Raw genomic sequence first — 24,584 nt, 5'->3', positions numbered from 1 at the left:
GGCGCTTAGTTCACCCACACACGAGCGTTACGGAACATACGCATCAACGGAGCATCTTCGTTCCAGTCATCCGAACGCCACGAGTTCTGCACGGCGCGGAACACACGTTCCGGGTGCGGCATCATGATGGTCACGCGACCGTCGCGGCTGGTCAAACCGGTGATTCCGCGCGGCGAGCCGTTCGGGTTGGCCGGGTAGCTTTCGGTGACCTTGCCGTGGTTGTCGACGAAACGCATCGCCACGCAACCCGACAGATCGGCTTCCAGCAGTGCTTCTTCGCTGGCGAACTCGGCATGGCCTTCACCGTGAGCAATGGCGATCGGCATGCGCGAACCGGCCATGCCTTGCAGGAAGATCGAGTTCGACTCCTGGATCTGCACCATGGCAACACGGGCTTCGAACTGCTCGGAGCGGTTGCGCACGAAGTGCGGCCAGAACTCGCTGCCCGGGATCAGCTCGTGCAGGTTGGACATCATCTGGCAACCGTTGCACACGCCGAGGGTGAAGCTGTCGTTGCGTTCGAAGAAGCCCTGGAACGCATCGCGGGCACGGCTGTTGAACAGCGCGGATTTCGCCCAGCCTTCACCGGCACCCAATACGTCGCCGTAAGAGAAGCCGCCGCAAGCGACCATGCCCTTGAACTCGTTCAGGTCGACCCGGCCGGCCAGGATGTCGCTCATGTGCACGTCGATCGCGTTGAAACCGGCGCGGTCGAACGCGGCAGCCATTTCCACCTGACCGTTGACGCCCTGCTCACGCAGTACGGCAACCTGTGGGCGAATGCCTTTCTTGATGTAAGGCGCGGCGATGTCCTGGTTGATGTCGTAGCTCAGCTTGACGCTCAGGCCCGGGTTTTCTTCTTCCAGCAGCACGTCGAACTCTTGCTCGGCGCAGTCGGCGTTGTCACGCAGACGCTGGATCTGGTAGCTGGTCTCGGCCCACTGGCGTTGCAGCAGACGACGCTGGCCTTCGAACACAGTATCGCCGTTGAAGGTGATGCCGATCTCGCCATTGTTGATTGGCTGACCGATCACCGACACGCAGTCACCCAGGCCGGCAGCGCTGAACTGCGCGAGGATGTCCGGGGTCGCGTCCTGGCGAACCTGGATCACGGCACCCAGTTCTTCGTTGAACAGGATGGCGGCGATGTCGGCAGAGGTTTCTGCCAGACCGTCGAGGTTCAGGCTCAGGCCACAGTGACCGGCGAACGCCATCTCGACAACGCTGGTCAGCAGACCACCGTCGGAACGGTCGTGGTAAGCCAGCAGGTGGCCGTCGGCGTTGAGGCCCTGGATCACCGCGAAGAAGGCTTTGAGGTCTTCGGCGTCATCGACGTCCGGAGCCTGCTTGCCGAGCTTGCCGTGAACCTGCGCCAGGATCGAGGCGCCCATGCGGTTCTGGCCGCGGCCCAGGTCGATCAGGATCAGGTCGGTGGTGCCCTTGTCCATGCGCAGTTGCGGGGTCAGGGTCTGACGGATGTCAGTCACTGGCGCGAAACCGGTCACGATCAGGGACATCGGCGAAGTCACGGACTTGTCCACGCCTTCATCGTTCCAGCGGGTGGCCATGGACATCGAGTCCTTGCCCACAGGAATGGTGATGCCCAGCTCAGGGCACAACTCCATGCCGACCGCTTTCACGGTGTCGTACAGGCGTGCATCTTCACCCGGGTGACCGGCAGCCGACATCCAGTTCGCCGACAGTTTGATGTCGGAAATCTTGCCGATGCGCGAGGCCGCGATGTTGGTCAGGGTTTCGCCGATGGCCATGCGGCCCGACGCCGGAGCGTCCAGCAGTGCCAGCGGAGTGCGCTCGCCCATGGCCATGGCTTCACCGGTGTAGACGTCGAAGCTGGTGGCGGTGACGGCAACGTCGGCCACCGGAACCTGCCACGGGCCGACCATCTGGTCACGGGCCACGAGGCCGGTGATGGTGCGGTCGCCGATGGTGATCAGGAAGCTTTTGCTGGCCACGGCCGGGTGATGCAGGACGCGCTCGACGCAGTTGGCGATGCTCAGGGTCGACGGATCGAAATCGTCGCCCAGTTCGTTCTCGCGAACCACCGAACGGTGCATGCGCGGGGCTTTGCCCAGCAGCACTTCCAGCGGCATGTCCACCGGGCTGTTGCCGAAGTGGCTGTCGGTGACAGTCAGTTGTGGCTCGGCAGTGGCTTCGCCGACTACGGCAAACGGGCAACGCTCACGTTCGCAGATCGCCTTGAAGCGCTCGAAATCCGCCGGGCCGACGGCCAGAACGTAACGTTCCTGGGATTCGTTGGACCAGATTTCGTGCGGGGCCATGCCCGGCTCGTCGTTTGGAATGTTGCGCAGTTCGAAACGGCCACCGCGGTCGCCGTCGTTGACCAGTTCCGGGAAGGCGTTGGACAGACCGCCCGCACCCACGTCGTGGATGAAGCTGATCGGGTTCTTGTCGCCCAGTTGCCAGCAACGGTCGATGACTTCCTGGCAGCGACGTTCCATTTCCGGGTTTTCGCGCTGTACGGAAGCGAAGTCCAGGTCTGCCGAGCTGGTGCCGGTGGCCATGGAGGAAGCGGCGCCGCCGCCCAGGCCGATCAGCATCGCCGGGCCGCCGAGCACGATCAGCTTGGAGCCGACGACGATCTCGCCTTTCTTGACGTGTTCTTCACGGATGTTGCCCATGCCGCCAGCCAGCATGATCGGCTTGTGGTAACCGCGAACTTCGTCACCGTGCGGGGTGGTGATCGACTGTTCGAAGGTACGGAAGTAGCCGGTCAGTGCCGGACGACCGAATTCGTTGTTGAACGCAGCGCCGCCCAGCGGGCCTTCGATCATGATGTCCAGCGCGGTGACGATGCGCTCGGGCTTGCCGTACGGCACTTCCCACGGCTGTTCGAAGCCCGGGATCTGCAGGTTCGACACGGTGAAACCGGTCAGGCCAGCCTTCGGCTTGGCACCGCGACCGGTGGCGCCTTCGTCACGGATCTCGCCACCGGAACCGGTGGATGCGCCCGGGAACGGGGCAATCGCGGTCGGGTGGTTGTGGGTCTCAACCTTCATCAGGATGTGCACCGGCTCCTGCACCGCGCCGTACTGGCGGGTCTCAGGGTCCGGGAAGAAGCGACCGGCCACGGAGCCGACGATCACCGAAGCGTTGTCCTTATAAGCCGACAGAACGCCTTCGCTGTGCATCACGTAGGTGTTCTTGATCATGCCGAACAGGCTTTTTTCCTGGCTCTCGCCGTCGATGTCCCAACTGGCGTTGAAGATCTTGTGACGGCAGTGCTCGGAGTTCGCCTGGGCGAACATCATCAGTTCGATGTCATGCGGGTTGCGCTTCAAGCCGACGAAGGCGTTGACCAGATAGTCGATCTCGTCTTCGGCCAGGGCCAGGCCCAGCTCGGTGTTGGCTTTTTCCAGCGCGGCGCGGCCGCCACCCAACACGTCGATGGCGGTCAGGGGCTTCGGTTCGGCGTGGCTGAACAGGCCGGCGGCCTGCTCGAGGTTGCCCAGGACGATCTGGGTCATGCGGTCGTGCAGACCGTCGGCGATCAGCTGGGCTTCAGCGTCACTGAACTGGCCGGCCACGTAGAACGCGATGCCGCGCTCCAGGCGCTGGATTTTCGCCAGGCCACAGTTACGGGCGATGTCGCTGGCCTTGCTCGACCACGGCGAGATGGTGCCGAAACGCGGCAGCACCAGAAACAGACGACCGGTCGGTTCCTGTACCGGAACGCTTGGACCGTACTTCAGAAGGCGCGCGAGCACCTGCTGTTCGTCGCCGGTCAGGACGCCGGTAACTTCGGCGAAGTGAGCGAATTCAGCATACAGGCCGCTGACAGCCGGAACCTTCTGGCTCAGTTGCTCAAGGAGCTTGCTGTGGCGAAAGGCAGAAAGGGCAGGAGCGCCGCGCAGGATCAACATCTTCGGGACAGCCTCGGGAAGGGGTGTGCTTTGAGGCCGTGCATTCTAGCCTAAACAGCCCGCGACATCACCCGAAACGCTACGCACGGTTGCACTCGGGCGTCGATCTGTGTTTCTGCCTCGAAAGTCAGGTTAACCGGGCGTGCAACAACAGCTTATTTTTACTGTAACAAAATGCAGGCAAGGCCCATTCCTGCGGGGTTTCGGCCGGTTTTGTGATGGCTAGCAGACAAGCCCCTCACTGTCGAGATATGGCGCTCGTGGTCCTTTGCGTATACTGCGCAGATGTTTTTCCCAACGGCTTTGCGTCCGCGGTACGCCAAATGGCTGATCGCAACCGGACTCTTCCTGATGCTCGGTGGCTGTGTTGATAAACCCAACACCCTCGAGCGCGTAAAGGAGGATGGTGTGCTGCGGGTGGTTACCCGAAACAGCCCCGCCACCTACTTTCAGGATCGCAACGGTGAGACCGGCTTCGAATACGAGCTGGTGAAGCGCTTCGCCGACGATCTGGGGGTCGAGCTCAAGATCGAGACCGCCGACAACCTCGATGACCTGTTCAACCAGGTCGGCAAGCCCAATGGCCCGGTGCTGGCGGCTGCCGGTCTGGTCAGCAGCGAAGAGCGCAAGAAGCAGGTGCGCTTCTCCCACTCCTACCTGGAAGTCACCCCGCAGATCATCTACCGCAACGGCCAGTCCCGGCCAACCGATGCGAAGGATCTGGTGGGCAAGAAGATCATGGTGCTCAAGGGCAGCACCCACGCCGAACAACTGGCGCAGCTGAAACAGAAGTTTCCCGGCATCGAATACGAAGAGTCTGACGCGGTCGAGGTCGTCGATCTCCTGCGCATGGTGGATGAAGGTCAGATCGACCTGACCCTGGTCGACTCCAACGAAGTGGCGATGAACCAGGTGTACTTCACCAACATCCGGGTCGCCTTCGACCTCGGCGACGCCAGCAACCAGAGCTGGGCCGTCGCCCCGGGCGACGACAACAGCCTGCTCAACGAAATCAACGATTACCTCGACAAGGTCAAGAAGAACGGCACCCTGCAACGCCTCAAGGACCGCTACTACGGGCATGTCGACGTCCTCGGCTACATGGGCGCCACCACGTTTGCCCAACACTTGCAGCAACGCCTGCCCAAGTACGAACAGCACTTCAAGGCCTACGCCAAGAAGGAGAAAGTCGACTGGCGCCTGCTGGCGGCCATCGGGTACCAGGAGTCGTTGTGGCAACCGACGGTCACGTCCAAGACCGGCGTGCGCGGCCTGATGATGCTGACCCAGAACACCGCGCAGGCCATGGGCGTGTCCAACCGCCTGGACCCCAGGCAGAGCATCATGGGCGGCGCCAAGTACCTGGCCTACATGAAAGACCAGCTCGACGACTCGATTCAGGAGCCGGACCGGACCTGGTTTGCCCTGGCGGCCTACAACGTCGGCAGCGGCCACCTGGATGACGCACGCAAACTGGCGGCCAAGGAAGGGTTGAACCCGGACAAATGGCTGGACGTGAAGAAGATCCTGCCGCGCCTGTCGGAAAAGAAGTGGTACAGCAAAACCCGTTACGGCTACGCCCGTGGCGGCGAACCGGTGCATTTCGTGGCGAACATCCGTCGCTACTACGACATCCTGACCTGGGTCACGCAGCCGCAGCTTGAAGGCGACCAGGTCGCCGAGGGCAAACTGCTTGTTCCGGGGATCGACAAGAGCAAGCCGTCGCAGGAACCTGCACCGCTCTGACAATCACCACCAATCAAATGTGGGAGCGGGCTTGCTCGCGAAGGCAATTTATCATCCAACATCTCTGTTGGCTGATACTCCGCTTTCGCGAGCAAGCCCGCTCCCACATTGGTTTTTGTGTTCGGCTTAGGCTTTTGCGGCAGCCGCCAGAATCAGCGCCTTCATCTCCGAAACAGCCGATTTGAAGCCAACGAACAGCGCATGGGCCACCAGCGCATGGCCGATGTTCAACTCGTTGATGCCCTTGATCGCCGCCACGGCTTCGACGTTGTGATAGTGCAGGCCATGACCGGCATTGACGATCAGGCCCTGGGCCAGACCGAAGGCCACGCCATCGGCTACACGCTTGAGTTCTTCGGCGACTTCGGTCGGTGTCTCGGCATCGGCATAACGCCCGGTGTGCAACTCGATGGCTGGCGCGCCGACACGACGGGAAGCTTCGATCTGGCGCTCATCGGCATCAATGAACAGCGACACTTCGGAGCCGATCTTCGACAGACGCTCGACCGCCGCCTTGATCCGCGCCTCCTGCCCCGCCACATCCAGGCCACCTTCGGTGGTCAGTTCCTGACGGGTTTCCGGCACCAGGCAAATGTGCGCCGGGCGGATGCGCTCGGCGAACTGCATCATTTCCTCGGTGACACCCATTTCGAAGTTCATGCGGGTTTGCAGCACGTCCTTGAGCAGCAGAACGTCGCGCTCCTGAATGTGCCGACGGTCTTCGCGCAGGTGCACGGTGATGCCGTCGGCGCCCGCCTCTTCCGCGTCCAGTGCAGCCTTGACCGGGTCCGGGTAACGGGTGCCCCGGGCCTGACGCAGGGTGGCAACGTGGTCGATGTTCACGCCAAGAAGAATACGGGTGCTGGTGGTCACGGAAGCGCTCCAGAAGAAGAGAAAGTTCGGTGCACAGCATACGGTGTGATCAGGGCTTGCGAAACAGCTCGCGACTGACAAGTGGACGGCCGCCCAGGTGAACGGCCAACGCCTGGCGCATCAAGCGCTTGGCGGCAGACAGAGCGCCGGGGGCAGACCAGTCGGCTTCAGCCATGGCCAGCAATTCGGTGCCGTTGAACAGGCCCGGTTGCAGCAGATAGACCCGCTCCAGCCCCGCATCCACTTGCAAACGGTAGAGACCGTCCGGCGCGATGGGTTGATCATGAATATCAGTCGTCAGGGAAAAACCATAGCCGAGGTCATCGAGCAAACGCCATTCGAAGGAGCGCAGCAAGGGCTCCAGAGCACGACCTTCAGCCAGCGCCAGCAAAGTCGCAGCGTAGTGATCGAATACACCGGGATGAGGATCTTCGGCGGGCAACAGGCGAATCAGCAATTCATTGAGGTAAAGACCGCTGAACAGCGCCTCGCCATTGAGCCAGGTGGAGATGCCAGCACTCTCCATGCGCCCGACATTCTTCAGCTCGCCCTTGCCCCGGAACTCGACTTCCAATGGCACGAACGGCCGCGCCAGTGTCCCGGCCTTGCCCCGTGCACTGCGCAACACCGCCCGCAGCCGACCTTGCGGCGTGAGGAAGTCCACCAGCGCGCTGTTTTCACGGTAGGCGCGGGAGTGCAGGACATAGGCGGGTTGGGCGGGAGGCGGACTTTGCGACATGAATTTCTCGATGAAAGAGCGCAACTTTACAAACAACCCAAAACCAATGTGGGAGCGGGCTTGCTCGCGAAAGCGGTGTAACAGTCAACATCAAAGCTGAATGTTACATCCTCTTCGCGAGCAAGCCCGCTCCCACAGTAGATCTATGTGCTGCCTGATGTTTTACAGGTCGCCGTAACCCAACGAACGCAATGCACGCTCGTCATCGGACCAGCCACCCTTAACCTTGACCCACAGGTTGAGCATGATCTTGGAGTCGAACAGCAGCTCCATGTCCTTGCGCGCCTCGGTGCCGATGCGCTTGATGCGCTCGCCCTTGTCGCCAATGATGATTTTCTTCTGGCCATCGCGTTCGACGAGGATCAAGGCATGGATGTGAAGGGTCTTGCCCTGCTGCTTGAACTCTTCGATTTCAACAGTGATCTGGTACGGCAGCTCGGCGCCCATCTGGCGCATGATTTTTTCGCGCACCAGCTCGGCGGCGAGGAAACGGCTGCTGCGGTCGGTGATCTGGTCTTCCGGGAAGAAGTGATCGTTTTCCGGCAGGTGCTCGGCAATCACGCGTTCCAGTGCATCGAGGTTATGCCCGTGCTGTGCGGAAATCGGGATGATCTGCGCGTTCGGCAGCTGTTCCTGCAACCAGGACAGGTGCGGCATCAGCTCGGCCTTGTCTTCGATGCGGTCGGTCTTGTTCAACGCCACGATCAGCGGGCCGGTCACGTACTGGACGCGCTCGAGAACCATCTGGTCTTCTTCGGTCCACTTGGTGCGGTCGACCACGAAGATCACCACGTCGACGTCTTTCAGCGCCGCCGAAGCAGTCTTGTTCATGTAGCGGTTCAGGGCCTTTTCGCCGCCCTTGTGCATACCAGGGGTGTCGACGTAGATCGCCTGCACATCGCCCTCGGTCTTGATACCGAGCATGTTGTGACGGGTGGTTTGCGGTTTGCGCGAGGTGATCGCCAGCTTCTGACCCAGGATGTGGTTCAGCAACGTGGACTTGCCCACGTTCGGACGGCCGACGATGGCAACATAGCCACAGCGAGTTGCGTTTGTATCAGTCATTGCCATTCTCCACACCCAGGGCAATCAGTGCTGCGGCGGCCGCTACCTGTTCGGCAATACGACGACTCACACCCTGACCTCGGCTTTTTTCATTCAGTAAGATGATTTCGCATTCGACGAAGAACGTCCGGCAATGCGGCTCACCCTGGATATCCACCACTTCGTAACGCGGCAGCTCACAACCACGGGACTGCAGGAACTCTTGCAGGCGGGTCTTTGGATCTTTGTTGGTGTCGACCAGCGTCAGGCCTTCGAACTCGCCGGCCAGCCAGGCGAGCACACGCTCGCGGGCCATTTCCATGCCAGCATCGAGGTAGATCGCACCGATCAGCGCTTCGAGGGCATCGGCCAGAATCGACTCGCGACGAAAACCGCCGCTTTTCAGCTCGCCCGAGCCCAGGCGCAGGTATTCGCCCAGATCGAAACCACGGGCCAGTACGGCCAGGGTCTCACCTTTGACCAGACGTGCGCGCAAACGCGACAACTGGCCTTCGCGAGCCAGCGGGAAGCGCTCGAACAACGCCTCGCCGGCGACGAAGTTGAGAATGGCGTCACCGAGGAATTCCAGGCGTTCGTTGTTACGCCCGGCAAAGCTGCGGTGAGTCAGGGCCAGGACCATCAGTTCCTGATCCTTGAAGGTGTAGCCGAGCTGACGCTCTAGACGGCTTAAGGAGACGCTCACGGTTTACCCACGCTGAGTTCGTGGCTGGATTCCACCGCCATCGCCGTAAGTTGGCGCAGGCTTGGGACAATTAAAGCTGTGTTCAAAAATAACGTCCTGAATATCATTGTTTTCATGCCTCTGGCGCCCATTGTGCCGGCTCCAGAAATGCATTCGGCGCTGTGTTCAACAGCGCCGTGTCTGATTACTTGATCAGGCCAACCCGCGAGAAATTCGGCAGGTGGCTGAGTTTGGGTTCCGGCCAGCTCATCCAGACCGCAAAGGCCTTGCCGACGATATTCTTGTCGGGAACCATGCCCAGCAGATCCTTGGGAATGTTCGGATCATCCCAGTAGCGACTGTCGTTCGAGTTGTCGCGGTTGTCGCCCATCATGAAGTAGTGCCCGGCCGGCACGGTCCACGAATGGTCCGGCATTGCGCGGTAGCGGCTCATTTCCTTGCGGATCATGTGCTCGGCCACACCGAGTTTTTCCTTGTAGAGCTCAGCGCTGCCCAGCGTGCCCGGCTCGGAGCCGACCAGTTGCTCGGCAATCGATTGACCGTTGACGAACAGGCGCTTGTCGGCGGTGTAGCGAACCGTGTCGCCCGGCAAACCAACCACACGCTTGATGTAGTTGACGTTCGGGTCGCTCGGGTAGCGGAACACCATCACATCGCCGCGCTGCGGATCACCGACTTCGATGACTTTCTTGTCGATCACCGGCAAGCGGATCCCGTAGGAAAACTTGCTCACCAGGATGAAGTCGCCGACATCCAGGGTTGGCTTCATCGAACCGGAAGGAATCTGGAACGGTTCCACCAGGAACGAACGCAGCACCAGCACGATGAACAACACCGGGAAGAACGACTTGCCGTATTCAACCAGCAGCGGCTCTTTGTTCAGCTTCTCGACCACGACCATGTCAGGCTGGCTGACGCTGCCCTGATAGGAAGCGATGGCGGCACGCCGACGCGGGGCCAGGATCAACAGATCGAGCAACGCCAACAGGCCGCAGACGAACACGGCGATGACCAGCAACAGCGGGAAATTTAGCGACATAGGACCTAACTATCCAACCTGAGCACTGCAAGGAAGGCTTCCTGTGGAATCTCCACGTTGCCGACCTGCTTCATGCGTTTCTTACCGGCCTTTTGCTTCTCCAGCAGTTTCTTCTTACGGCTGACGTCACCACCGTAGCATTTGGCCAATACGTTCTTTCTGAGCGCCTTGACGGTTGTCCGCGCCACAATCTGCCCGCCAATGGCGGCCTGGATTGCCACGTCGAACATCTGCCGCGGAATCAGTTCTTTCATCTTCTCGGTCAACTGGCGACCTTTGTAGTGCGAGTTGTCACGGTGCACGATCAGCGCCAGGGCGTCGACCTTGTCACCGTTGATCAGCACGTCCAGTTTCACCAGGCTAGCCGATTGATAACGATCGAAATGGTAGTCCAGCGAAGCATAGCCGCGGCTGGTGGATTTCAGACGGTCGAAGAAGTCCAGCACCACTTCGTTCATCGGCAGGTCGTAGGTCACTTGTACCTGGGAGCCGAGGAACAGCATGTCAACCTGCACACCACGTTTTTCGATGCACAGGGTAATGACGTTGCCCAGGTGCTCTTGCGGCACAAGAATATTGGCCCGCACGATCGGCTCACGCATGTCTTCGATCGAGGACAGGTCCGGGAGCTTCGACGGGTTATCGACGTAGATCGTCTCGCCGGTCTTGAGCAGCAGTTCGAAGATTACCGTCGGCGCCGTGGTGATCAGGTCCAGGTTGTACTCGCGCTCCAGGCGCTCCTGGATGATTTCCATGTGCAGCATGCCGAGGAAGCCGCAACGGAAGCCGAAGCCCAGTGCGTCAGAGCTTTCCGGCGTGTATTGCAGCGACGAGTCGTTCAGGGTGAGCTTTTGCAGCGCTTCGCGGAAATCTTCGAAGTCGTCGGAGCTGACCGGGAACAGACCGGCGTAAACCTGCGGCTGAATACGCTTGAAGCCTGGCAGTACATCAACGTCCGGCGTCGAGCTCAAGGTCAGGGTATCGCCCACTGGCGCACCGTGAATGTCCTTGATGCTGGCGATGATGAAGCCCACTTCACCGGCCTTGAGGTCAGCGGTAGGGGTGTGCTTCGGGTTGAATACACCGACGCTGTCTACCAGGTGGATCTTGCCGGTGGACTTGACCAGGATCTTGTCGCCCTTCTTCACACGACCGTGGCGCACGCGCACCAGGGAAACAACACCCAGGTAGTTGTCGAACCAGGAGTCGATGATCAACGCTTGCAGCGGATCTTCGTAGTTGCCGGTCGGTGCAGGAATGGTGGCGACCAGGCGCTCGAGCACTTCGTCGACGCCCAGGCCGGTCTTGGCCGAGCACTCGACCGCATCGGTGGCATCGATGCCGATGATTTTTTCGATTTCTTCTTTAACACGGTCCGGATCGGCCTGTGGCAGGTCGATCTTGTTCAGCACGGGCATCACTTCCAGGCCCTGCTCGATCGCGGTGTAGCAGTTGGCAACCGACTGCGCTTCAACGCCTTGACCGGCATCGACCACCAGCAGCGCGCCTTCACAGGCAGCCAGCGAACGGCTCACCTCATAGGTGAAGTCAACGTGGCCGGGGGTATCAATGAAGTTCAGCTGGTAGTTGATACCGTCGCGAGCCTTGTAATACAAGGTGACGCTGTGCGCCTTGATGGTGATCCCGCGTTCACGCTCAAGGTCCATGGAGTCCAGGACCTGGGCTTCCATTTCGCGCTCGGCGAGGCCGCCACACATCTGGATGAAGCGATCGGCCAGCGTCGACTTGCCATGGTCAATGTGGGCGATGATGGAGAAATTGCGGATATGACTCAAATCACTCACGGATCAACACTCAAAAAGGCTGCAGGCATAGCCCGCCGAAAAATAGCCGGGAATTGTACCTGATCCACGGCGCAAGCGTCACGTTCGCAGGTCAGACGGTGCCTACAAAAACGCCCCGGTCTTGCGACAAGGGCGTTTTTTAACGTCAAAGCGGTCGGAAAATGCCCGCCATCAGCCTGCTCGACGCAACAGCCAGAGCCCCGCCACGGCACAAACACCCGCCGGCACCAGCACCGAAAGCAACGGCGGGAAGCCGAACACCTGGCTCGAAGGCCCCAGCAGATCCTGAACGATGCGGAAGGTGAAGCCCACCAGCACGCCGGTGAACACCCGTTGACCCAGGGTCACCGAGCGCAGCGGACCAAAGATGAAGGAAATCGCCATCAACACCAGAGCGGCAGTCACCAGCGGCTGCAACACCTTGACCCAAAATGCCAGCCAGTAGCGGCCATTGTTCAGCCCCTGGTCCGCCAGATAATGGATGTAACTCCACAGGCCACTGATCGACAGCGACTCGGGCACCATGATCACGGTGTTCAGCAACTGCGGACTCAACGCAACGTCCCAGCGCTCTTGCGGGGTCGAAACCACTTCGGTGCTGCGCTCGTGGAACAGCGTGGTCGTGACATCCGACAACTGCCAGTGATCGTTTTCAAAGTTGGCACGCTTGGCGAAACTCGCCGACAGCATGTGCCGCTCTTTGTCGAAGCGATAACGGGTCACGCCATACAGGATGCCGTTGGGTTGTACCGAGTTGACGTGAATGAACTCATCGCCCTGGCGGTGCCACAAGCCGTGCCTGGCGCTTTGTGCATCACCGCTGCCCTGGGCCAGCGAGCGATTGGCCTGCGCGGCGGTTTCAGCGGGCGGAGCGACGTACTCGCCGACCAGCACGCCGGCCAGCATCAATACCAGCATCGGCTTCATGACCGCCCAGACGATCCGGCCGATCGACACACCGGCGGCGCGCATGATGGTCAGCTCACTGTTGCTGGCCAGGCTGCCCAGACCGATCAGGCAGCCGATCAGCGCAGCCATCGGCAGCATTTCGTACATCCGGCGCGGAGCGGTCAACAACACGTAACTCAGCACATCGACCAGGGTGTAGGTATCGCTGATTTCCCCCATCTCGTCGATGAAGGCAAACAGTGTCGCCAGACCAAGAATGATCCCGAGCACCGCCAGGATCGCCATGAACACACTGCTACCAATGTAGCGATCAAGCTTAACCACGGGCCACCTCCAGCGCGCTGCGGCGACTCGCCCTCTTCAAGCGCAAGGGTTCCCAGTAGAGCAAGCCCAGGCCGATGGACAGGAAAATCCCGTGCACCCACCACAAGCCGAACACCGCAGGGATCTTGCCCTTGTCCAGGGCACCGCGGGCGGCAATCAGAATGGTCAGGTAAGCCATATAAAGAAGAATCGCCGGCAGTAACTTGAGGAATCGGCCCTGACGCGGGTTGACCCGTGACAGCGGCACCGCCATCAAGGTCACGATAAACACCAGCAACGGCAGAGACATGCGCCATTGCAGCTCGGCGCGCATGCGAATGTCGTCACTGCCGATCAATGTACGGGTCGGCATTGCATCACGGTCGGTGACTTCGTCACTGACTTCCGGTTTTGGCAGCAACACACCGTACTCGTCATACTTGATCGCCCGGTAGTCGGCCTGCCCCGGACTACCGTCATAGCGATAGCCGTTATCAAGAATCAGGTAGCGGTTGCCGTCCGGACGAATTTCCTGGCGCCCCCTTTCCGCCACCAGCACAGAAATCCCGCGATCCTTGTTATTGGAACTGATGTTTTTTTGCGAGATGAACACACCACCCAGATTGACGCGGTCATCGGACATGCTCTCGGTGTAGGTGACCCGGGTGCCGTCGCGCAAAGCCTGGAAACGCCCTGGCTCCAGGGTATCGAATTCGGTCAGGGCATCCTGCTTGTTCAGCAGCAACTGAAACTGATTGGCCCCCTGTGGCGCCAGGCTCAGGCTCAGCCACGCAACGACGAGTGCAACCAGGGTGGCCGGGAACAGCGTCATGCAAAACAGCCGCTGCTGGCTCATGCCCGTGGCCGAGAGCACGGTCATTTCGCTTTCGAGGTACAGGCGCCCGTAGGACAACAGGATCCCGAGAAACAGCCCCAGCGGCAGGATCAGCTGGAGGAAGCCCGGCAGGCGATAGCCCATGATCAGGAACAACGACCCCGGATCCAGCAGGCCCGAAGCCGCCTGGGCGAGGTATTTGATGAAGCGACCGCTCATGATGATGACCAGCAGCACGGCACTGACGGCGCTCAAGGTCAACAGAACTTCGCGGGATAGATAACGGAAGACGATCAAACCAGACACTCCAGGGTTGTCAGGCTAAGGCGGCCAAACAAGCAAACGTATCGGACAGCCCGCAAGGCAGAGCCGCCGAAAAAAGATGGCGCATTATCCTGTGATTGGGTGCGCCTGTCACTGCGCAATGCATCCCCCCCTTGTAGGAGCGAGCCTGCTCGCGATGGTCGTCAACGATAACGCGGGGAGCCTGACACCCTGCGTCACTCTTGGGGTCTTCGCGAGCAGGCTCGCTCCTACATTCGTGCGGCCGAGGGTTGTCAGCCGCCGCTGGCGAGGTTCAAACTGCGGCCTTTGTCGCCGGTCGATCCTGGCGCCTTTCTGTTTATAAGCAATCGACGCACATAAGGTGTCGAGCGCATGCGTGATAACCATCAATTCAGGGACCCGGACATGGAACTGGTTGTAAAAAGCGTCAACCCCGAAACGTTGAAGACCGCCACTCTCGTGGTCTCCGTCGGCGAAGGCCGCAAGCTCGGCGGTGTTGCCAGACAACTCGACGAACTGAGCGGCGGCGCAATCAGCACTGTGCTCAAGCGCGGCGACCTGGCCGGCAAGGTCGGCCAGAGCCTGCTGCTGCACAGCCTGCCGAACCTCAAGGCCGAGCGTGTGCTGCTGGTTGGCGTTGGCAAGGACGACGAACTGGGTGACCGCCCGTTCCGCAAGATCATCGCCGGCATCCTCAATACCCTCAAAAGCCTGGGCGGCAGCGATGCAGTGCTGGCCCTGGATGAAGTGGTCGTCAAAGGCCGCGACAGTTATGGCAAGACCCGCCTGCTGGCCGAAACCCTGGTGGACGGCGAGTACAGCTTCGACCAGTTCAAGAGCCAGAAAGCCGAACCCCGCGCGCTGAAGAAAATCACCCTGCTGACCATCAAGGCCGCCCAGGCTGAAGTGCAACGCGCCGTGACCCACGCCACCGCCATCGCCAACGGCATGGCCTTCACCCGCAACCTGGGTAACCTGCCGCCGAACATCTGTCACCCGACCTTCCTCGGTGAGCAGGCCAAAGACCTGGGCAAAGAATTCAAGGACCTGAAAGTCGAAGTCCTCGACGAGAAGAAGATCAAGGCTCTGGGCATGGGCTCGTTCTACGCCGTCGGCCAGGGCAGCGCCCAGCCTCCGCGCCTGATCGTCATGCAATACAACGGTGGCAAGAAATCCGAGAAGCCGTACGCGCTGGTCGGCAAAGGCATCACCTTCGACACCGGCGGCATCAGCCTCAAGCCGGGTGCCGGCATGGATGAAATGAAGTACGACATGGGCGGCGCCGCCAGCGTGTTCGGTACCCTGCGTGCCGTGCTCGAGCTGAAGCTGCCGATCAACCTGGTGTGCATCCTGGCCTGCGCCGAAAACATGCCGAGCGGCAACGCTTCGCGCCCGGGCGACATCGTCACCACCATGAGCGGCCAGACCGTGGAAATCCTCAACACCGACGCCGAAGGCCGTCTGGTGCTGTGCGACGCCCTGACCTACTCCGAGCGCTTCAAGCCGCAAGCGGTCATCGACATCGCGACCCTGACCGGCGCCTGCGTGGTTGCCCTGGGCTCCCACACCTCGGGCCTGCTGGGCAACAATGACGAACTGATCGACCAACTGCTGAGCGCCGGCAAGGCTGCCGACGACCGCGCCTGGCAACTGCCGCTGTTCGATGAGTACCAGGAACAGCTGGACAGCCCGTTCGCCGACATCGCCAACATTGGCGGCCCGAAAGCCGGCACCATCACTGCGGCCTGCTTCCTGTCGCGCTTCACCAAGAACCTGAACTGGGCGCACCTGGACATCGCCGGCACGGCCTGGACCAGCGGCGGCAAGGACAAGGGCGCCACTGGCCGTCCGGTTCCCCTGCTGACCCAATACCTGCTGGACCGCGCCAAAGCCTGAAACCGTTGATGGGCGGCGGCGTCACTTTTCGGTGGCGCCGCTTGCCGCTCTGGAACCGCAATGACCAAAGTCGACTTCTATATCCTGCCCAGCGCCGATCCTTCGGCACGCCTGGACTTTGCCTGCAAGCTCACCGAGAAAGCCTGGCGCATGGGCCACCGCATCTACCTGCATTGCAGCGACGCGGCCCAGCGTGACGATCTCGATGCGCGGCTGTGGGCGTTCAAGGGCGAAAGCTTCGTGCCCCACGGCCCCGCCGACACCGAGCCTGAGGGTTTGATTGTCCTGGGGTTGGGCGATGACTGCGGTCAACATCAGGATTTGCTGGTCAATCTCGACCTGAAAGTCCCGGCCTTCGCCAACAAGTTCGCCCGGGTGGCGGAAGTGGTGGTGGAGGATCCGACGATCAGAGCGGCCGCGCGGGAGAGTTTCCGTTTCTACCGCGAACAGGGCTATCCTCTGCAAGATCACCGTTTACAGCGACTCTGAGCCTTCCAATGGACACTCCAAAACCGCTGCAACAGTCCGCGCACCTGCTGGACGACCTTGAGTCGATCCGCCAATTGCTCGGCGATGACAACCTGCAACCGCCTCTGCTGACCGACACGGTCGAGGAAGGTGATCAGGAACAGATTCCCATGTTGTTCGACGCCGTGAGCGAACCTTCGCCACCCGTCGTACCGACAACGCCTGCCCCGATCGTTGAACCCGTCACCGCGGCGACCTCGGCGCCCGCCCCCAGCAAGAACCCGGATGACTTGCTGCACCTGGACAGCGAATTGCGCGCCGCCGCGCAATTGATCATGCAAGACGTGATCGACGATTTCGCCCCGCACATCGAGACCGAAATCAAACGCCGCCTCAGTGCACGACTGGAGCGCTTGTTGAGCCAGTACAACGACTGAACAGCTTGCAGTGGAGGGGCTCTTCTGTGGGAGCGAGCTTGCTCGCGATGACGATCTGTCTGGCACATCAATGCTGAATTTGCTGACCCCATCGCGAGCAAGCTCGCTCCCACACAAAGCGTCTCGCCACAAGTTGAATCTTCAGGTACTGAGATAGCGTCCGATCAACGCGATCCCGCTGGCCAGCACCAGCCACGTCACCAGACGCACAAACGCCTCGCGGGACAAGCGCATGGTCAGCCGTCGACCGAACCACAGCCCCAGCACCATCGCCGGCAACAGACAAACCGCCAGCACCAGCAACGGCATATCGGCATACACACCGGCGATTGCAAACAGGCTCAAACGCACCACCGTACTGCAACTGATCAGCGCACTCTGGGTGGCCCGGGCAGCCTCCTTGGGCAACCGGCTGTTCAAATAGATCGCATAGAGAAAACCGCCGCTGCCAAACAACGCGCCAAACATTCCGCCCACCGTCCCCATCGGCAGCGCCCACGCGGCGGACAACTGCGCCGGACGGACCTTTATCCACAGGCTGTAAATTGCATAGGCGCTGATAAACAGCCCCATCAGCAGCAGCAACAGGTCGGATTTCAGGTTCAGCAGGAATATCACGCCGAGGGTGCAGCCCACCGCCATGCACGGCAGCAACCGCAACAGCTCCGGCCTCGCCACATCGCGCCGCGAAGGCAACAGATTGCCGAATGCCGCGACAAAATCGAGCAGCACCAGCAACGGCACGATCTTCGACAGTGGCATGAACAGAATCAGAATCGGCCCCGCCACCAGCGCGGTGCCGAAACCGGCGATGCCGAACACGATGTAGGCCAGGGCAATGCCCGCACCGATTACCAGCCAGTCCAGCGGGCCAAAGGGCCATTGGTTCAACAACTCAAGCACTGTAAATCTCCTGTCATCCTTGAATGCTCCCTACGACTTTACCTCCTGTGGGAGCGGGCTTGCTCGCGAAAGCGACCTTCCATTCGGCATTGACCTGGCTGACACACCGCCTTCGCGAGCAAGCCCGCTCCCACAAGGGATTTATGCCGAGTCATGGAGATTATTCATGGAATGCCTTTAAACTGCGCCCCATGATTAAAGATCCCTTTGCAAGACTCGGCCTGGACCGCGAAGTCCTGACCGTCAGCCAGCTCAACGGCCGTGCGCGGGTGTTGCTTGAAGACGTGTTCAGCAACATCTGGGTCGAAGGCGAAATCTCCAACCTCGCCCGCCCGGCTTCCGGCCACGTCTATTTCACCCTCAAGGACAGCGGCGCCCAGGTGCGTTGCGCGTTGTTCCGGCAGAACGCGGCACGGGTTCGTCAGGCCTTGAAAGACGGCCTGGCGGTCAAGGTGCGTGGCAAGGTCTCGCTGTTCGAGGGACGCGGTGATTATCAGCTGATCCTCGACACCGTGGAGCCGGCTGGCGATGGCGCCTTGCGCCTGGCGTTCGATGCACTCAAGGAAAAGCTCAGCGCCGAAGGCCTGTTCAGTGCCGAGCGCAAGGTGCCGTTGCCGGCGCATCCGCAACGCATCGGCATCATCAGTTCGCCCACTGGGGCGGTGATCCGCGACATCATCAGCGTGTTCCGCCGTCGTGCACCGCAGGTGCAATTGACCCTGATCCCTACCGCCGTACAGGGCCGCGAAGCCACAGCGCAGATTGTCCGCGCCCTGAAACTGGCCGATGCCCGCGGTTTCGACGCACTGATCCTGGCCCGGGGCGGTGGCTCGCTGGAAGATCTCTGGTGCTTCAACGAAGAAGCCGTGGCCCGCGCCGTAGACGCTTGCGTGACGCCGATTGTCAGCGCGGTCGGCCATGAAACCGACGTGTCGATCAGCGACTTCGTGGCCGACGTGCGCGCGCCCACCCCTTCCGCTGCCGCCGAATTGCTGGCACCGGACTCCAGCGACCTGATGCGTCGGGTCGAAAGCCTGCACCGACGGCTGGTGATGCGCATGCGGGACCGCTTGATGCGCGACCGCCTGCGCCTGGAAGGCGTTTCCCGACGTCTGCGCCATCCCGGCGAGCGCCTGCGCCAGCAAGCGCAACGCCTGGATGACCTGGACATGCGCATGCGCCGTGCGTTCGAGCGCAGCCTCAACACCCGCCGCGAACGCTTGATCCGCCTGGAAACCCGTCTGGCTGCACAACATCCGGGCCGGCAACTGGCAATGCTTCGCCAGCGCCTCGACAGCCTGGCCGAACGCCTGCCGCGCGCGATCCGCGAAGGGCTGAAGAGCCGTCGCCTGCAGTTGCACAGCCAGATGCAGACACTGCATGTGGTCAGCCCGTTGGCGACCCTCGGCCGTGGCTACAGCATCTTGCTGGACGAGCGCGGCAACGCGATCCGCAACGCCGCGCAAACCCATACCGGCCAGCGCCTGAAGGCCAAACTGGGCGAAGGCGAACTGCAAGTACGGGTCGAAGACAATCACCTGACGCCCGTCACCCTTTCTTTACTGGATTGATCCATGCCGCGTTTCTTTGCTCCGTTGCTGTTGCTGCTCCTGACCTTCAACGCCCATGCCGACAGCTACATTACTCGCCAGTTGAACAAACCGGTGCCGGGAGGCGTTGCGGTGGTGGACCTGGGCACGTCCGCCCAGGCGCCAAAAGCCACTTATCAAGGTAAACCGGTGCTGGTAGTGAAGGAGCAGAACAACTGGCTGGCCATTGTCGGCCTGCCGCTGACGGTCAAGCCGGGGGTTCAATCGGTCAGCAGCGGCGGCCGTAATCTGAATTTTACGGTTGGCAACAAGAAATACCCGGAACAGCGCATCACCCTGAAGAACACCCAACAGGTCAATCCGGACCCGGAAAATCTCAAGCGCATCGAGCGTGAACTGGCTGAGCAGATTACTGCCTACCGCACGTTCAGCCCCAACACCCCGAGCAACCTGCTGCTGGACAAACCGGTGAACGGGCCGCTGTCGAGCAAGTTCGGCGTGCGGCGCTTTTTCAACGGTGAAGAACGCAACCCCCACTCAGGCCTGGACTTCGCCGTACCCGGCGGTACGCCAATCAAGACCCCGGCCGCCGGCAAGGTGATCCTGATCGGTAACTATTTCTTCAATGGCAACACGGTGTTCGTCGACCATGGCCAGGGGTTTATCAGCATGTTCTGCCACATGTCGAAAATCGACGTGAAGGTGGGGCAGCCACTGGCCCGTGGTGACGTGGTCGGCAAAGTCGGTGCGACCGGCCGCGCGACCGGACCGCACATGCACTGGAACATCAGCCTGAACGATGCGCGGGTCGATCCGGCTATCTTCATTGGTGCGTTTCAGCCCTAGCTTTTTGTTGAAGCTGATGGCCTCATCGCGAGCAAGCTCGCTCCCACAGGGTTTGCGCTGTACCTGTGGGAGCGAGCTTGCTCGCGATGGCAATATCACAGACACCGAAAGCAGTCCGGCAGTGTCACATCATCAATTGCGCACCACTCAAACCTCGCGCAAACAACAAAACAATCACTGCCAATCACAGCAATAAAATCTCGATAAATACCCGCCCACGAGTATTCCTCTCAATTTTTTTCGACTGCTTGCCATCTTTCCCCCCCAAGGTTAGGGTTGAAGGCATGAAAACCTCTCACACCCTCATTCAGCTCCGCCAACACCGCAGCCTGTGCCTCGTCAGTGCACGACTGCCGGGCTGAATCGTGGTGCCTCGTCCCAAGCGTTAGTCCAAGAACTTTTGATCCACCGGCAGGCCGCCTTTTTTCGGCCAACACAATAAGGATTTCCTGATGAGCATGCTCAAAGACCCGTCTTCGAAATACCGCGCGTTCCCGACCATCGACATTCCGGACCGCACCTGGCCGTCGAAAACCATCACCGCCGCGCCGATCTGGTGCAGCTCCGACCTGCGCGACGGCAACCAGTCGCTGATCGAACCGATGGACGCCGTCAAGAAGCTGCGTTTCTGGAAAACCCTGGTGCAGGTCGGCGTGAAGGAAATCGAAGCGTCGTTCCCGGCCGCCTCGCAAACCGACTTCGACTTCGTCCGCACCCTGATCGAAGGCAACCACATCCCGGACGACACCACCATCCAGGTGCTGACCCAGGGCCGTGAAGACCTGATCGAGCGCACCTTCGAATCCCTGCGCGGCGCGAAGAAAGCCATCGTTCACCTGTACAACGCGACCTCCCCTTCCTTCCGCCGCATTGTCTTCAACCAGGACAAGGACGGGGTCAAGGCCATCGCCGTGAACGCCGCCAAGCTGTTCGTCAAATACGCGGCCATGCAGCCGGATACCGAGTGGACCTTCGAATACTCGCCGGAAACCTTCAGCGCCACCGAAATGGAGTTCGCCAAGGAAGTCTGCGACGCGGTGATCGAAGTCTGGAACCCGACGCCCGAGCACAAGATGATCCTCAACCTGCCGGCCACGGTGGAATGCGCGACGCCGAACATCTATGCCGACCAGATCGAATGGTTTGGCCGTCACATCAACCGTCGTGACAGCGTGATCATCAGCCTGCACACCCACAACGACCGTGGCACCGGCGTTGCCGCCACCGAACTGGGCCTGATGGCTGGCGCCGACCGTGTCGAAGGCTGCCTGTTCGGCAACGGCGAGCGTACCGGTAACGTCGACCTCGTGACCGTGGCGTTGAACCTCTACACCCAGGGCGTGAACCCTGAGCTGGACTTCTCCGACATCGACGGCGTGCGCAAAGTCGTCGAAGAGTGCAACCAGATCCAGGTGCACCCGCGTCACCCGTACGTCGGTGACCTGGTGCATACCGCGTTCTCCGGCTCGCACCAGGATGCGATCCGCAAGGGCTTTGCCCAGCAGAAACCGGACGCACTGTGGGAAGTACCGTACCTGCCGATCGACCCGGCCGACATCGGCCGCAGCTACGAGGCGGTCATCCGCGTCAACAGCCAGTCGGGCAAGGGCGGTATCGCCTACCTGCTGGAACAGGAATACGGCATCAGCCTGCCGCGTCGCATGCAGATCGAGTTCAGTCAGGTCGTGCAGCGTGAAACCGACCGCCTGGGCCTGGAAATGACCGCCCAGCAGATCCACGCATTGCTGCACAGCGAGTACTTGCAGGCCAACACCCCGTACGCGCTGGTCAGCCATCGCCTGCAGGAAGAAAACGGTCACAGCGCCGTCGAAGTGGAAGTGGCCAGCCAAGGCCAGGGCGAGACTAACCTGCACTGGCGCGGCAAGGGCAACGGCGCCCTGGAGGCGCTGGTGGCCGGCTTGCCGGTACCGGTGGAAATCATGGATTACAACGAGCACGCCATCGGCGCTGGCACCAACGCCAAGGCTGCGGCCTACATTGAACTGCGTGTGAACGGCGAACGCGCGGTGCATGGCGTCGGCATCGACGAAAACATCACCACCGCCAGCTTCAAGGCCCTGTTCAGCGCACTGAACCGTTCGCTGAGCCAGCCGGAAGCGAAAGCGGCGTAAGCTGTCAGCCGAAAAGCAAAAGGCCCCGGGTGTGAACCTCGGGGCCTTTTTGTTTGCCTGCAGATTTTTGTGGTGCCCGTCCCGGCCCCTTCGCGAGCAAGCCCGCTCCCACAGGGGACCGCATTCCAAATGTGGGAGCGGGCTTGCTCGCGAAGGGGCCAGATCAGGCAGCGAAAAAAATCAGGTGAACTCGAAGGTATCGGCATCCAGATTCGCCGGAAACCGCGTGCGATACGCCGCCAGTTCCGCCGCATCCAGCACCACCTTGAACACCCCGTCAGCCTCTCCGGCACTGAGCAGCGTCTCGCCCTGGAAATCCAGGACCTGGCTGTCACCGGTATACGCAAAACCTTTGCCATCCGTGCCAATACGGTTCACCGCCGCCACATAGCACAGGTTCTCGATCGCCCGCGCCGGCAGCAAGCGGTTCCAGTGCTGGCGCCGCGCACCGGGCCAGTTCGCGGTGTACAGCAGCAGGTCGGTGTCCTGGGCGTCACGGCTCCACACCGGGAAGCGCAGGTCGTAGCAAATCAGCGGCCGTACTCGCCAGCCCTTGAGCTCGAACTGCACCTGGCGCTCGCCGGGGGTGTAGTGGTTATGCTCACCGGCCATGCGGAACAGGTGACGCTTGTCGTAATGCCACACCTCGCCATCCGGGCGTGCCCACAACAGGCGATTGCGATGACTGCCGTCGGCGGCCTGGACGATCACGCTACCGGTGATCACCGCATCAAGCCTCAAAGCCTGAGCCCGCAGCCATTTACTGGTGGGGCCGTTTTCCGCTTCGGCGAGGGCTTCCGACTCCATGGAGAACCCGGTGGTGAACATCTCCGGCAGAATGATCAGGTCGGCGCCGCGAGCCTGCTCCAGCAACGGCTCGAAATGCTCGAGGTTGGCCTGGCGGTCGTGCCAGGCCAGGGACGTCTGGATCAGCGCAACGGTCAGTTTCGGCAATGCACTCAGATCACGCATAGTTTTTCCGCCGCTTCACGCAGGGTCTCCTCACGCTTGGCAAAGCACAGCCGCACCAGGCGCTGGCCGACCGGTGGCGTCTGGTAGAACACCGAGATCGGGATACTGGCCACACCGTGCTCGCGAGTCATCCACAGGGCCATCTCGACGTCATTGAGGTCCGGGCGGATCTGCGAGTAATCGACCAACTGGAAATAGGTGCCGGTCACCCGGGTGAAACTGAAACGCGACGGCGCCAGCAGATCGCAGAACAGATCACGCTTGGCCTGATAAAAAGCAGGCAGCTCTTCGACGTGCTCCGGATGCTCGGCCATAAAATCGGCCAAGGCATATTGCAGCGGCGTCACACCACAGAAATTGACGTACTGGTGCACCTTGCGCAATTCCGCCGTCAGGGCCGGCGGTGCGATCACATAACCGGTTTTCCAGCCGGTGACGTGGTAGGTCTTGCCGAACGAACTGACCACGAATGCACGCTGATACAGCTCTTCATGGGCCAGCACGCTGACGTGAGGCACGCCGTCATACACCAGATGTTCATAGACTTCGTCGCTGATCACATAGATATCGCGATCACGGATTAACGTCGCCAACTGGTCGAGTTCGTCACGGCTGATCAACGCACCGCTAGGGTTGTGCGGGGTGTTGAGGATGATCATCCGCGTGCGCGGGCTCAGTGCCTGAGCAAGCTTCTCGAAGTCGATACTGAAATCGTTCAGGCCCAGTTGCACATGCACGCAACGGCCGCCTGCCAGCTCCACCGAAGGTTCGTAGCTGTCGTATGCCGGGTCAAACACAATGACTTCGTCACCGCTGTGGATAACCGCCTGAATGGCACAGAAAATCGCCTCGGTCGCGCCGGGGGTAACCGTCACTTCAGTATCCACATCCACCTGCACGCCATAACTGCGGGCGATCTTCGCCGCGATCTGCTGACGCAACACCGGCAGCCCGGTCATTGGCGAATACTGGTTATGGCCGCTGGCGATATGCCGGCCGACCGCATCGCACAGGGCCTGCGGGGCCGCGAAATCGGGAAAGCCCTGGGACAGATTGAGCGCGCCGGTCTGAGCCGCGAGCTGAGACATCTGAGTGAAGATAGTGATGCCGACATTCGGCAGCTTGCTGGTGATCATCGGTGGTTCCCTGCTCTACACCCGGCTCTACGGCGGCGCGGGGGAGTCCGAGGATAGCCCA

The 24,584-nt window shown here is 61.0% G+C and carries 19 protein-coding genes; 7 read left to right on the top strand and 12 right to left on the bottom strand.

Annotated elements, in window-relative coordinates:
* Positions 1-5 precede the first annotated feature (5 nt).
* The gene (gene purL, locus PspS34_RS04910) at positions 6-3,902 is read right to left on the bottom strand and encodes a phosphoribosylformylglycinamidine synthase (protein ID WP_154861698.1); all 3,897 of its coding nucleotides are present in this window, start codon (positions 3,900-3,902) and stop codon (positions 6-8) included.
* A gap of 285 nt (positions 3,903-4,187) precedes the next feature.
* Here purL and mltF point away from each other — a divergent pair, with 285 nt between their 5' ends.
* A complete protein-coding gene (mltF, locus tag PspS34_RS04905) occupies positions 4,188-5,648 on the top strand; it encodes a membrane-bound lytic murein transglycosylase MltF (protein WP_079246808.1) in 1,461 nt (486 codons plus the stop codon).
* Between the two features lie 126 nt (positions 5,649-5,774).
* Here mltF and pdxJ read toward each other — a convergent pair whose 3' ends face one another.
* The 8 genes from pdxJ to lptF all read right to left on the bottom strand — a co-directional run bounded on the left by pdxJ (position 5,775) and on the right by lptF (position 14,195).
* On the bottom strand, positions 5,775-6,521 hold the full coding sequence (gene pdxJ, locus PspS34_RS04900; RefSeq protein ID WP_008053219.1) for a pyridoxine 5'-phosphate synthase: 747 nt from the start codon (positions 6,519-6,521) through the stop codon (positions 5,775-5,777).
* Between the two features lie 49 nt (positions 6,522-6,570).
* On the bottom strand, positions 6,571-7,260 hold the full coding sequence (gene recO / locus PspS34_RS04895; protein ID WP_154861696.1) for a DNA repair protein RecO: 690 nt from the start codon (positions 7,258-7,260) through the stop codon (positions 6,571-6,573).
* A gap of 162 nt (positions 7,261-7,422) precedes the next feature.
* A complete protein-coding gene (gene era, locus PspS34_RS04890) occupies positions 7,423-8,325 on the bottom strand; it encodes a GTPase Era (RefSeq protein WP_007973959.1) in 903 nt (300 codons plus the stop codon).
* Positions 8,318-9,007, bottom strand: a complete 690-nt coding sequence (gene rnc, locus PspS34_RS04885; RefSeq protein WP_008053221.1) for a ribonuclease III — start codon at positions 9,005-9,007, stop codon at positions 8,318-8,320. Before rnc ends, era begins: the two co-directional genes overlap by 8 nt.
* A 184-nt stretch (positions 9,008-9,191) precedes the next feature.
* A complete protein-coding gene (lepB, locus tag PspS34_RS04880) occupies positions 9,192-10,046 on the bottom strand; it encodes a signal peptidase I (protein WP_057716283.1) in 855 nt (284 codons plus the stop codon).
* Between the two features lie 5 nt (positions 10,047-10,051).
* A complete protein-coding gene (lepA, locus tag PspS34_RS04875) occupies positions 10,052-11,851 on the bottom strand; it encodes a translation elongation factor 4 (protein ID WP_008053223.1) in 1,800 nt (599 codons plus the stop codon).
* Positions 11,852-12,022: 171 nt separating this feature from the next.
* The gene (gene lptG / locus PspS34_RS04870) at positions 12,023-13,084 is read right to left on the bottom strand and encodes an LPS export ABC transporter permease LptG (RefSeq protein ID WP_057716284.1); all 1,062 of its coding nucleotides are present in this window, start codon (positions 13,082-13,084) and stop codon (positions 12,023-12,025) included.
* The gene (lptF, locus tag PspS34_RS04865) at positions 13,077-14,195 is read right to left on the bottom strand and encodes an LPS export ABC transporter permease LptF (RefSeq protein ID WP_150813632.1); all 1,119 of its coding nucleotides are present in this window, start codon (positions 14,193-14,195) and stop codon (positions 13,077-13,079) included. The genes lptG and lptF overlap by 8 nt, the downstream gene beginning before the upstream one ends.
* A 393-nt stretch (positions 14,196-14,588) precedes the next feature.
* Here lptF and PspS34_RS04860 point away from each other — a divergent pair, with 393 nt between their 5' ends.
* From PspS34_RS04860 to PspS34_RS04850, 3 genes are read left to right on the top strand one after another with little or no spacing between them, the layout of a single operon-like run.
* Positions 14,589-16,079, top strand: coding sequence for a leucyl aminopeptidase (locus PspS34_RS04860; protein ID WP_154861741.1), 1,491 nt, complete (start codon positions 14,589-14,591; stop codon positions 16,077-16,079).
* A 60-nt stretch (positions 16,080-16,139) separates the two neighbouring features.
* Positions 16,140-16,568 (top strand): DNA polymerase III subunit chi, encoded by a 429-nt coding sequence (locus tag PspS34_RS04855; protein ID WP_154861695.1) that lies wholly within the window; start codon positions 16,140-16,142, stop codon positions 16,566-16,568.
* Positions 16,569-16,576: 8 nt separating this feature from the next.
* Positions 16,577-16,984 (top strand): DNA polymerase III subunit chi, encoded by a 408-nt coding sequence (locus PspS34_RS04850; RefSeq protein WP_090453250.1) that lies wholly within the window; start codon positions 16,577-16,579, stop codon positions 16,982-16,984.
* A 141-nt stretch (positions 16,985-17,125) separates the two neighbouring features.
* On the opposite strand, the gene PspS34_RS04845 is transcribed toward PspS34_RS04850, so the two are convergent.
* The gene (locus PspS34_RS04845) at positions 17,126-17,887 is read right to left on the bottom strand and encodes a sulfite exporter TauE/SafE family protein (RefSeq protein WP_154861693.1); all 762 of its coding nucleotides are present in this window, start codon (positions 17,885-17,887) and stop codon (positions 17,126-17,128) included.
* A gap of 191 nt (positions 17,888-18,078) precedes the next feature.
* Between PspS34_RS04845 and xseA the strand changes: the two genes are divergently transcribed.
* From xseA to leuA, 3 genes are all read left to right on the top strand, one after another.
* Positions 18,079-19,458 (top strand): exodeoxyribonuclease VII large subunit, encoded by a 1,380-nt coding sequence (gene xseA, locus PspS34_RS04840; protein ID WP_102670185.1) that lies wholly within the window; start codon positions 18,079-18,081, stop codon positions 19,456-19,458.
* 3 nt (positions 19,459-19,461) lie between these two features.
* Complete coding sequence (locus PspS34_RS04835) at positions 19,462-20,283, top strand: peptidoglycan DD-metalloendopeptidase family protein (RefSeq protein WP_102670186.1); 822 nt, start codon at positions 19,462-19,464, stop codon at positions 20,281-20,283.
* A 452-nt stretch (positions 20,284-20,735) separates the two neighbouring features.
* Positions 20,736-22,415 (top strand): 2-isopropylmalate synthase, encoded by a 1,680-nt coding sequence (gene leuA, locus PspS34_RS04830; RefSeq protein WP_057716291.1) that lies wholly within the window; start codon positions 20,736-20,738, stop codon positions 22,413-22,415.
* 180 nt (positions 22,416-22,595) lie between these two features.
* Here leuA and PspS34_RS04825 read toward each other — a convergent pair whose 3' ends face one another.
* Positions 22,596-23,387, bottom strand: coding sequence for an amidohydrolase (locus PspS34_RS04825; RefSeq protein WP_057716292.1), 792 nt, complete (start codon positions 23,385-23,387; stop codon positions 22,596-22,598).
* The gene (locus tag PspS34_RS04820; protein WP_150813626.1) at positions 23,375-24,523 is read right to left on the bottom strand and encodes a pyridoxal phosphate-dependent aminotransferase; all 1,149 of its coding nucleotides are present in this window, start codon (positions 24,521-24,523) and stop codon (positions 23,375-23,377) included. Before PspS34_RS04820 ends, PspS34_RS04825 begins: the two co-directional genes overlap by 13 nt.
* Between the last annotated feature and the right edge of the window lie 61 nt (positions 24,524-24,584).

Origin of the sequence: Pseudomonas sp. S34 (genome assembly GCF_009866745.1) — a bacterium.
Lineage (GTDB): Bacteria > Pseudomonadota > Gammaproteobacteria > Pseudomonadales > Pseudomonadaceae > Aquipseudomonas > Aquipseudomonas jessenii.
Note: the sequence above shows the minus strand (reverse complement) of the source record. Positions and strands in the feature narration are given on the sequence as shown.

What these genes read in the sequence shown, in the direction of transcription:
- purL (WP_154861698.1), bottom strand. Translation starts at nt 3,902, where the DNA reads ATGTTGATCCTGCGCGGCGCTCCTGCCCTTTCTGCCTTTCGCCACAGC.
- mltF (WP_079246808.1), top strand. Translation starts at nt 4,188, where the DNA reads ATGTTTTTCCCAACGGCTTTGCGTCCGCGGTACGCCAAATGGCTGATC.
- recO (WP_154861696.1), bottom strand. Translation starts at nt 7,260, where the DNA reads ATGTCGCAAAGTCCGCCTCCCGCCCAACCCGCCTATGTCCTGCACTCC.
- era (WP_007973959.1), bottom strand. Translation starts at nt 8,325, where the DNA reads ATGACTGATACAAACGCAACTCGCTGTGGCTATGTTGCCATCGTCGGC.
- lepB (WP_057716283.1), bottom strand. Translation starts at nt 10,046, where the DNA reads ATGTCGCTAAATTTCCCGCTGTTGCTGGTCATCGCCGTGTTCGTCTGC.
- PspS34_RS04860 (WP_154861741.1), top strand. Translation starts at nt 14,589, where the DNA reads ATGGAACTGGTTGTAAAAAGCGTCAACCCCGAAACGTTGAAGACCGCC.
- PspS34_RS04855 (WP_154861695.1), top strand. Translation starts at nt 16,140, where the DNA reads ATGACCAAAGTCGACTTCTATATCCTGCCCAGCGCCGATCCTTCGGCA.
- PspS34_RS04850 (WP_090453250.1), top strand. Translation starts at nt 16,577, where the DNA reads ATGGACACTCCAAAACCGCTGCAACAGTCCGCGCACCTGCTGGACGAC.
- xseA (WP_102670185.1), top strand. Translation starts at nt 18,079, where the DNA reads ATGATTAAAGATCCCTTTGCAAGACTCGGCCTGGACCGCGAAGTCCTG.
- PspS34_RS04835 (WP_102670186.1), top strand. Translation starts at nt 19,462, where the DNA reads ATGCCGCGTTTCTTTGCTCCGTTGCTGTTGCTGCTCCTGACCTTCAAC.
- leuA (WP_057716291.1), top strand. Translation starts at nt 20,736, where the DNA reads ATGAGCATGCTCAAAGACCCGTCTTCGAAATACCGCGCGTTCCCGACC.
- PspS34_RS04825 (WP_057716292.1), bottom strand. Translation starts at nt 23,387, where the DNA reads ATGCGTGATCTGAGTGCATTGCCGAAACTGACCGTTGCGCTGATCCAG.
- PspS34_RS04820 (WP_150813626.1), bottom strand. Translation starts at nt 24,523, where the DNA reads ATGATCACCAGCAAGCTGCCGAATGTCGGCATCACTATCTTCACTCAG.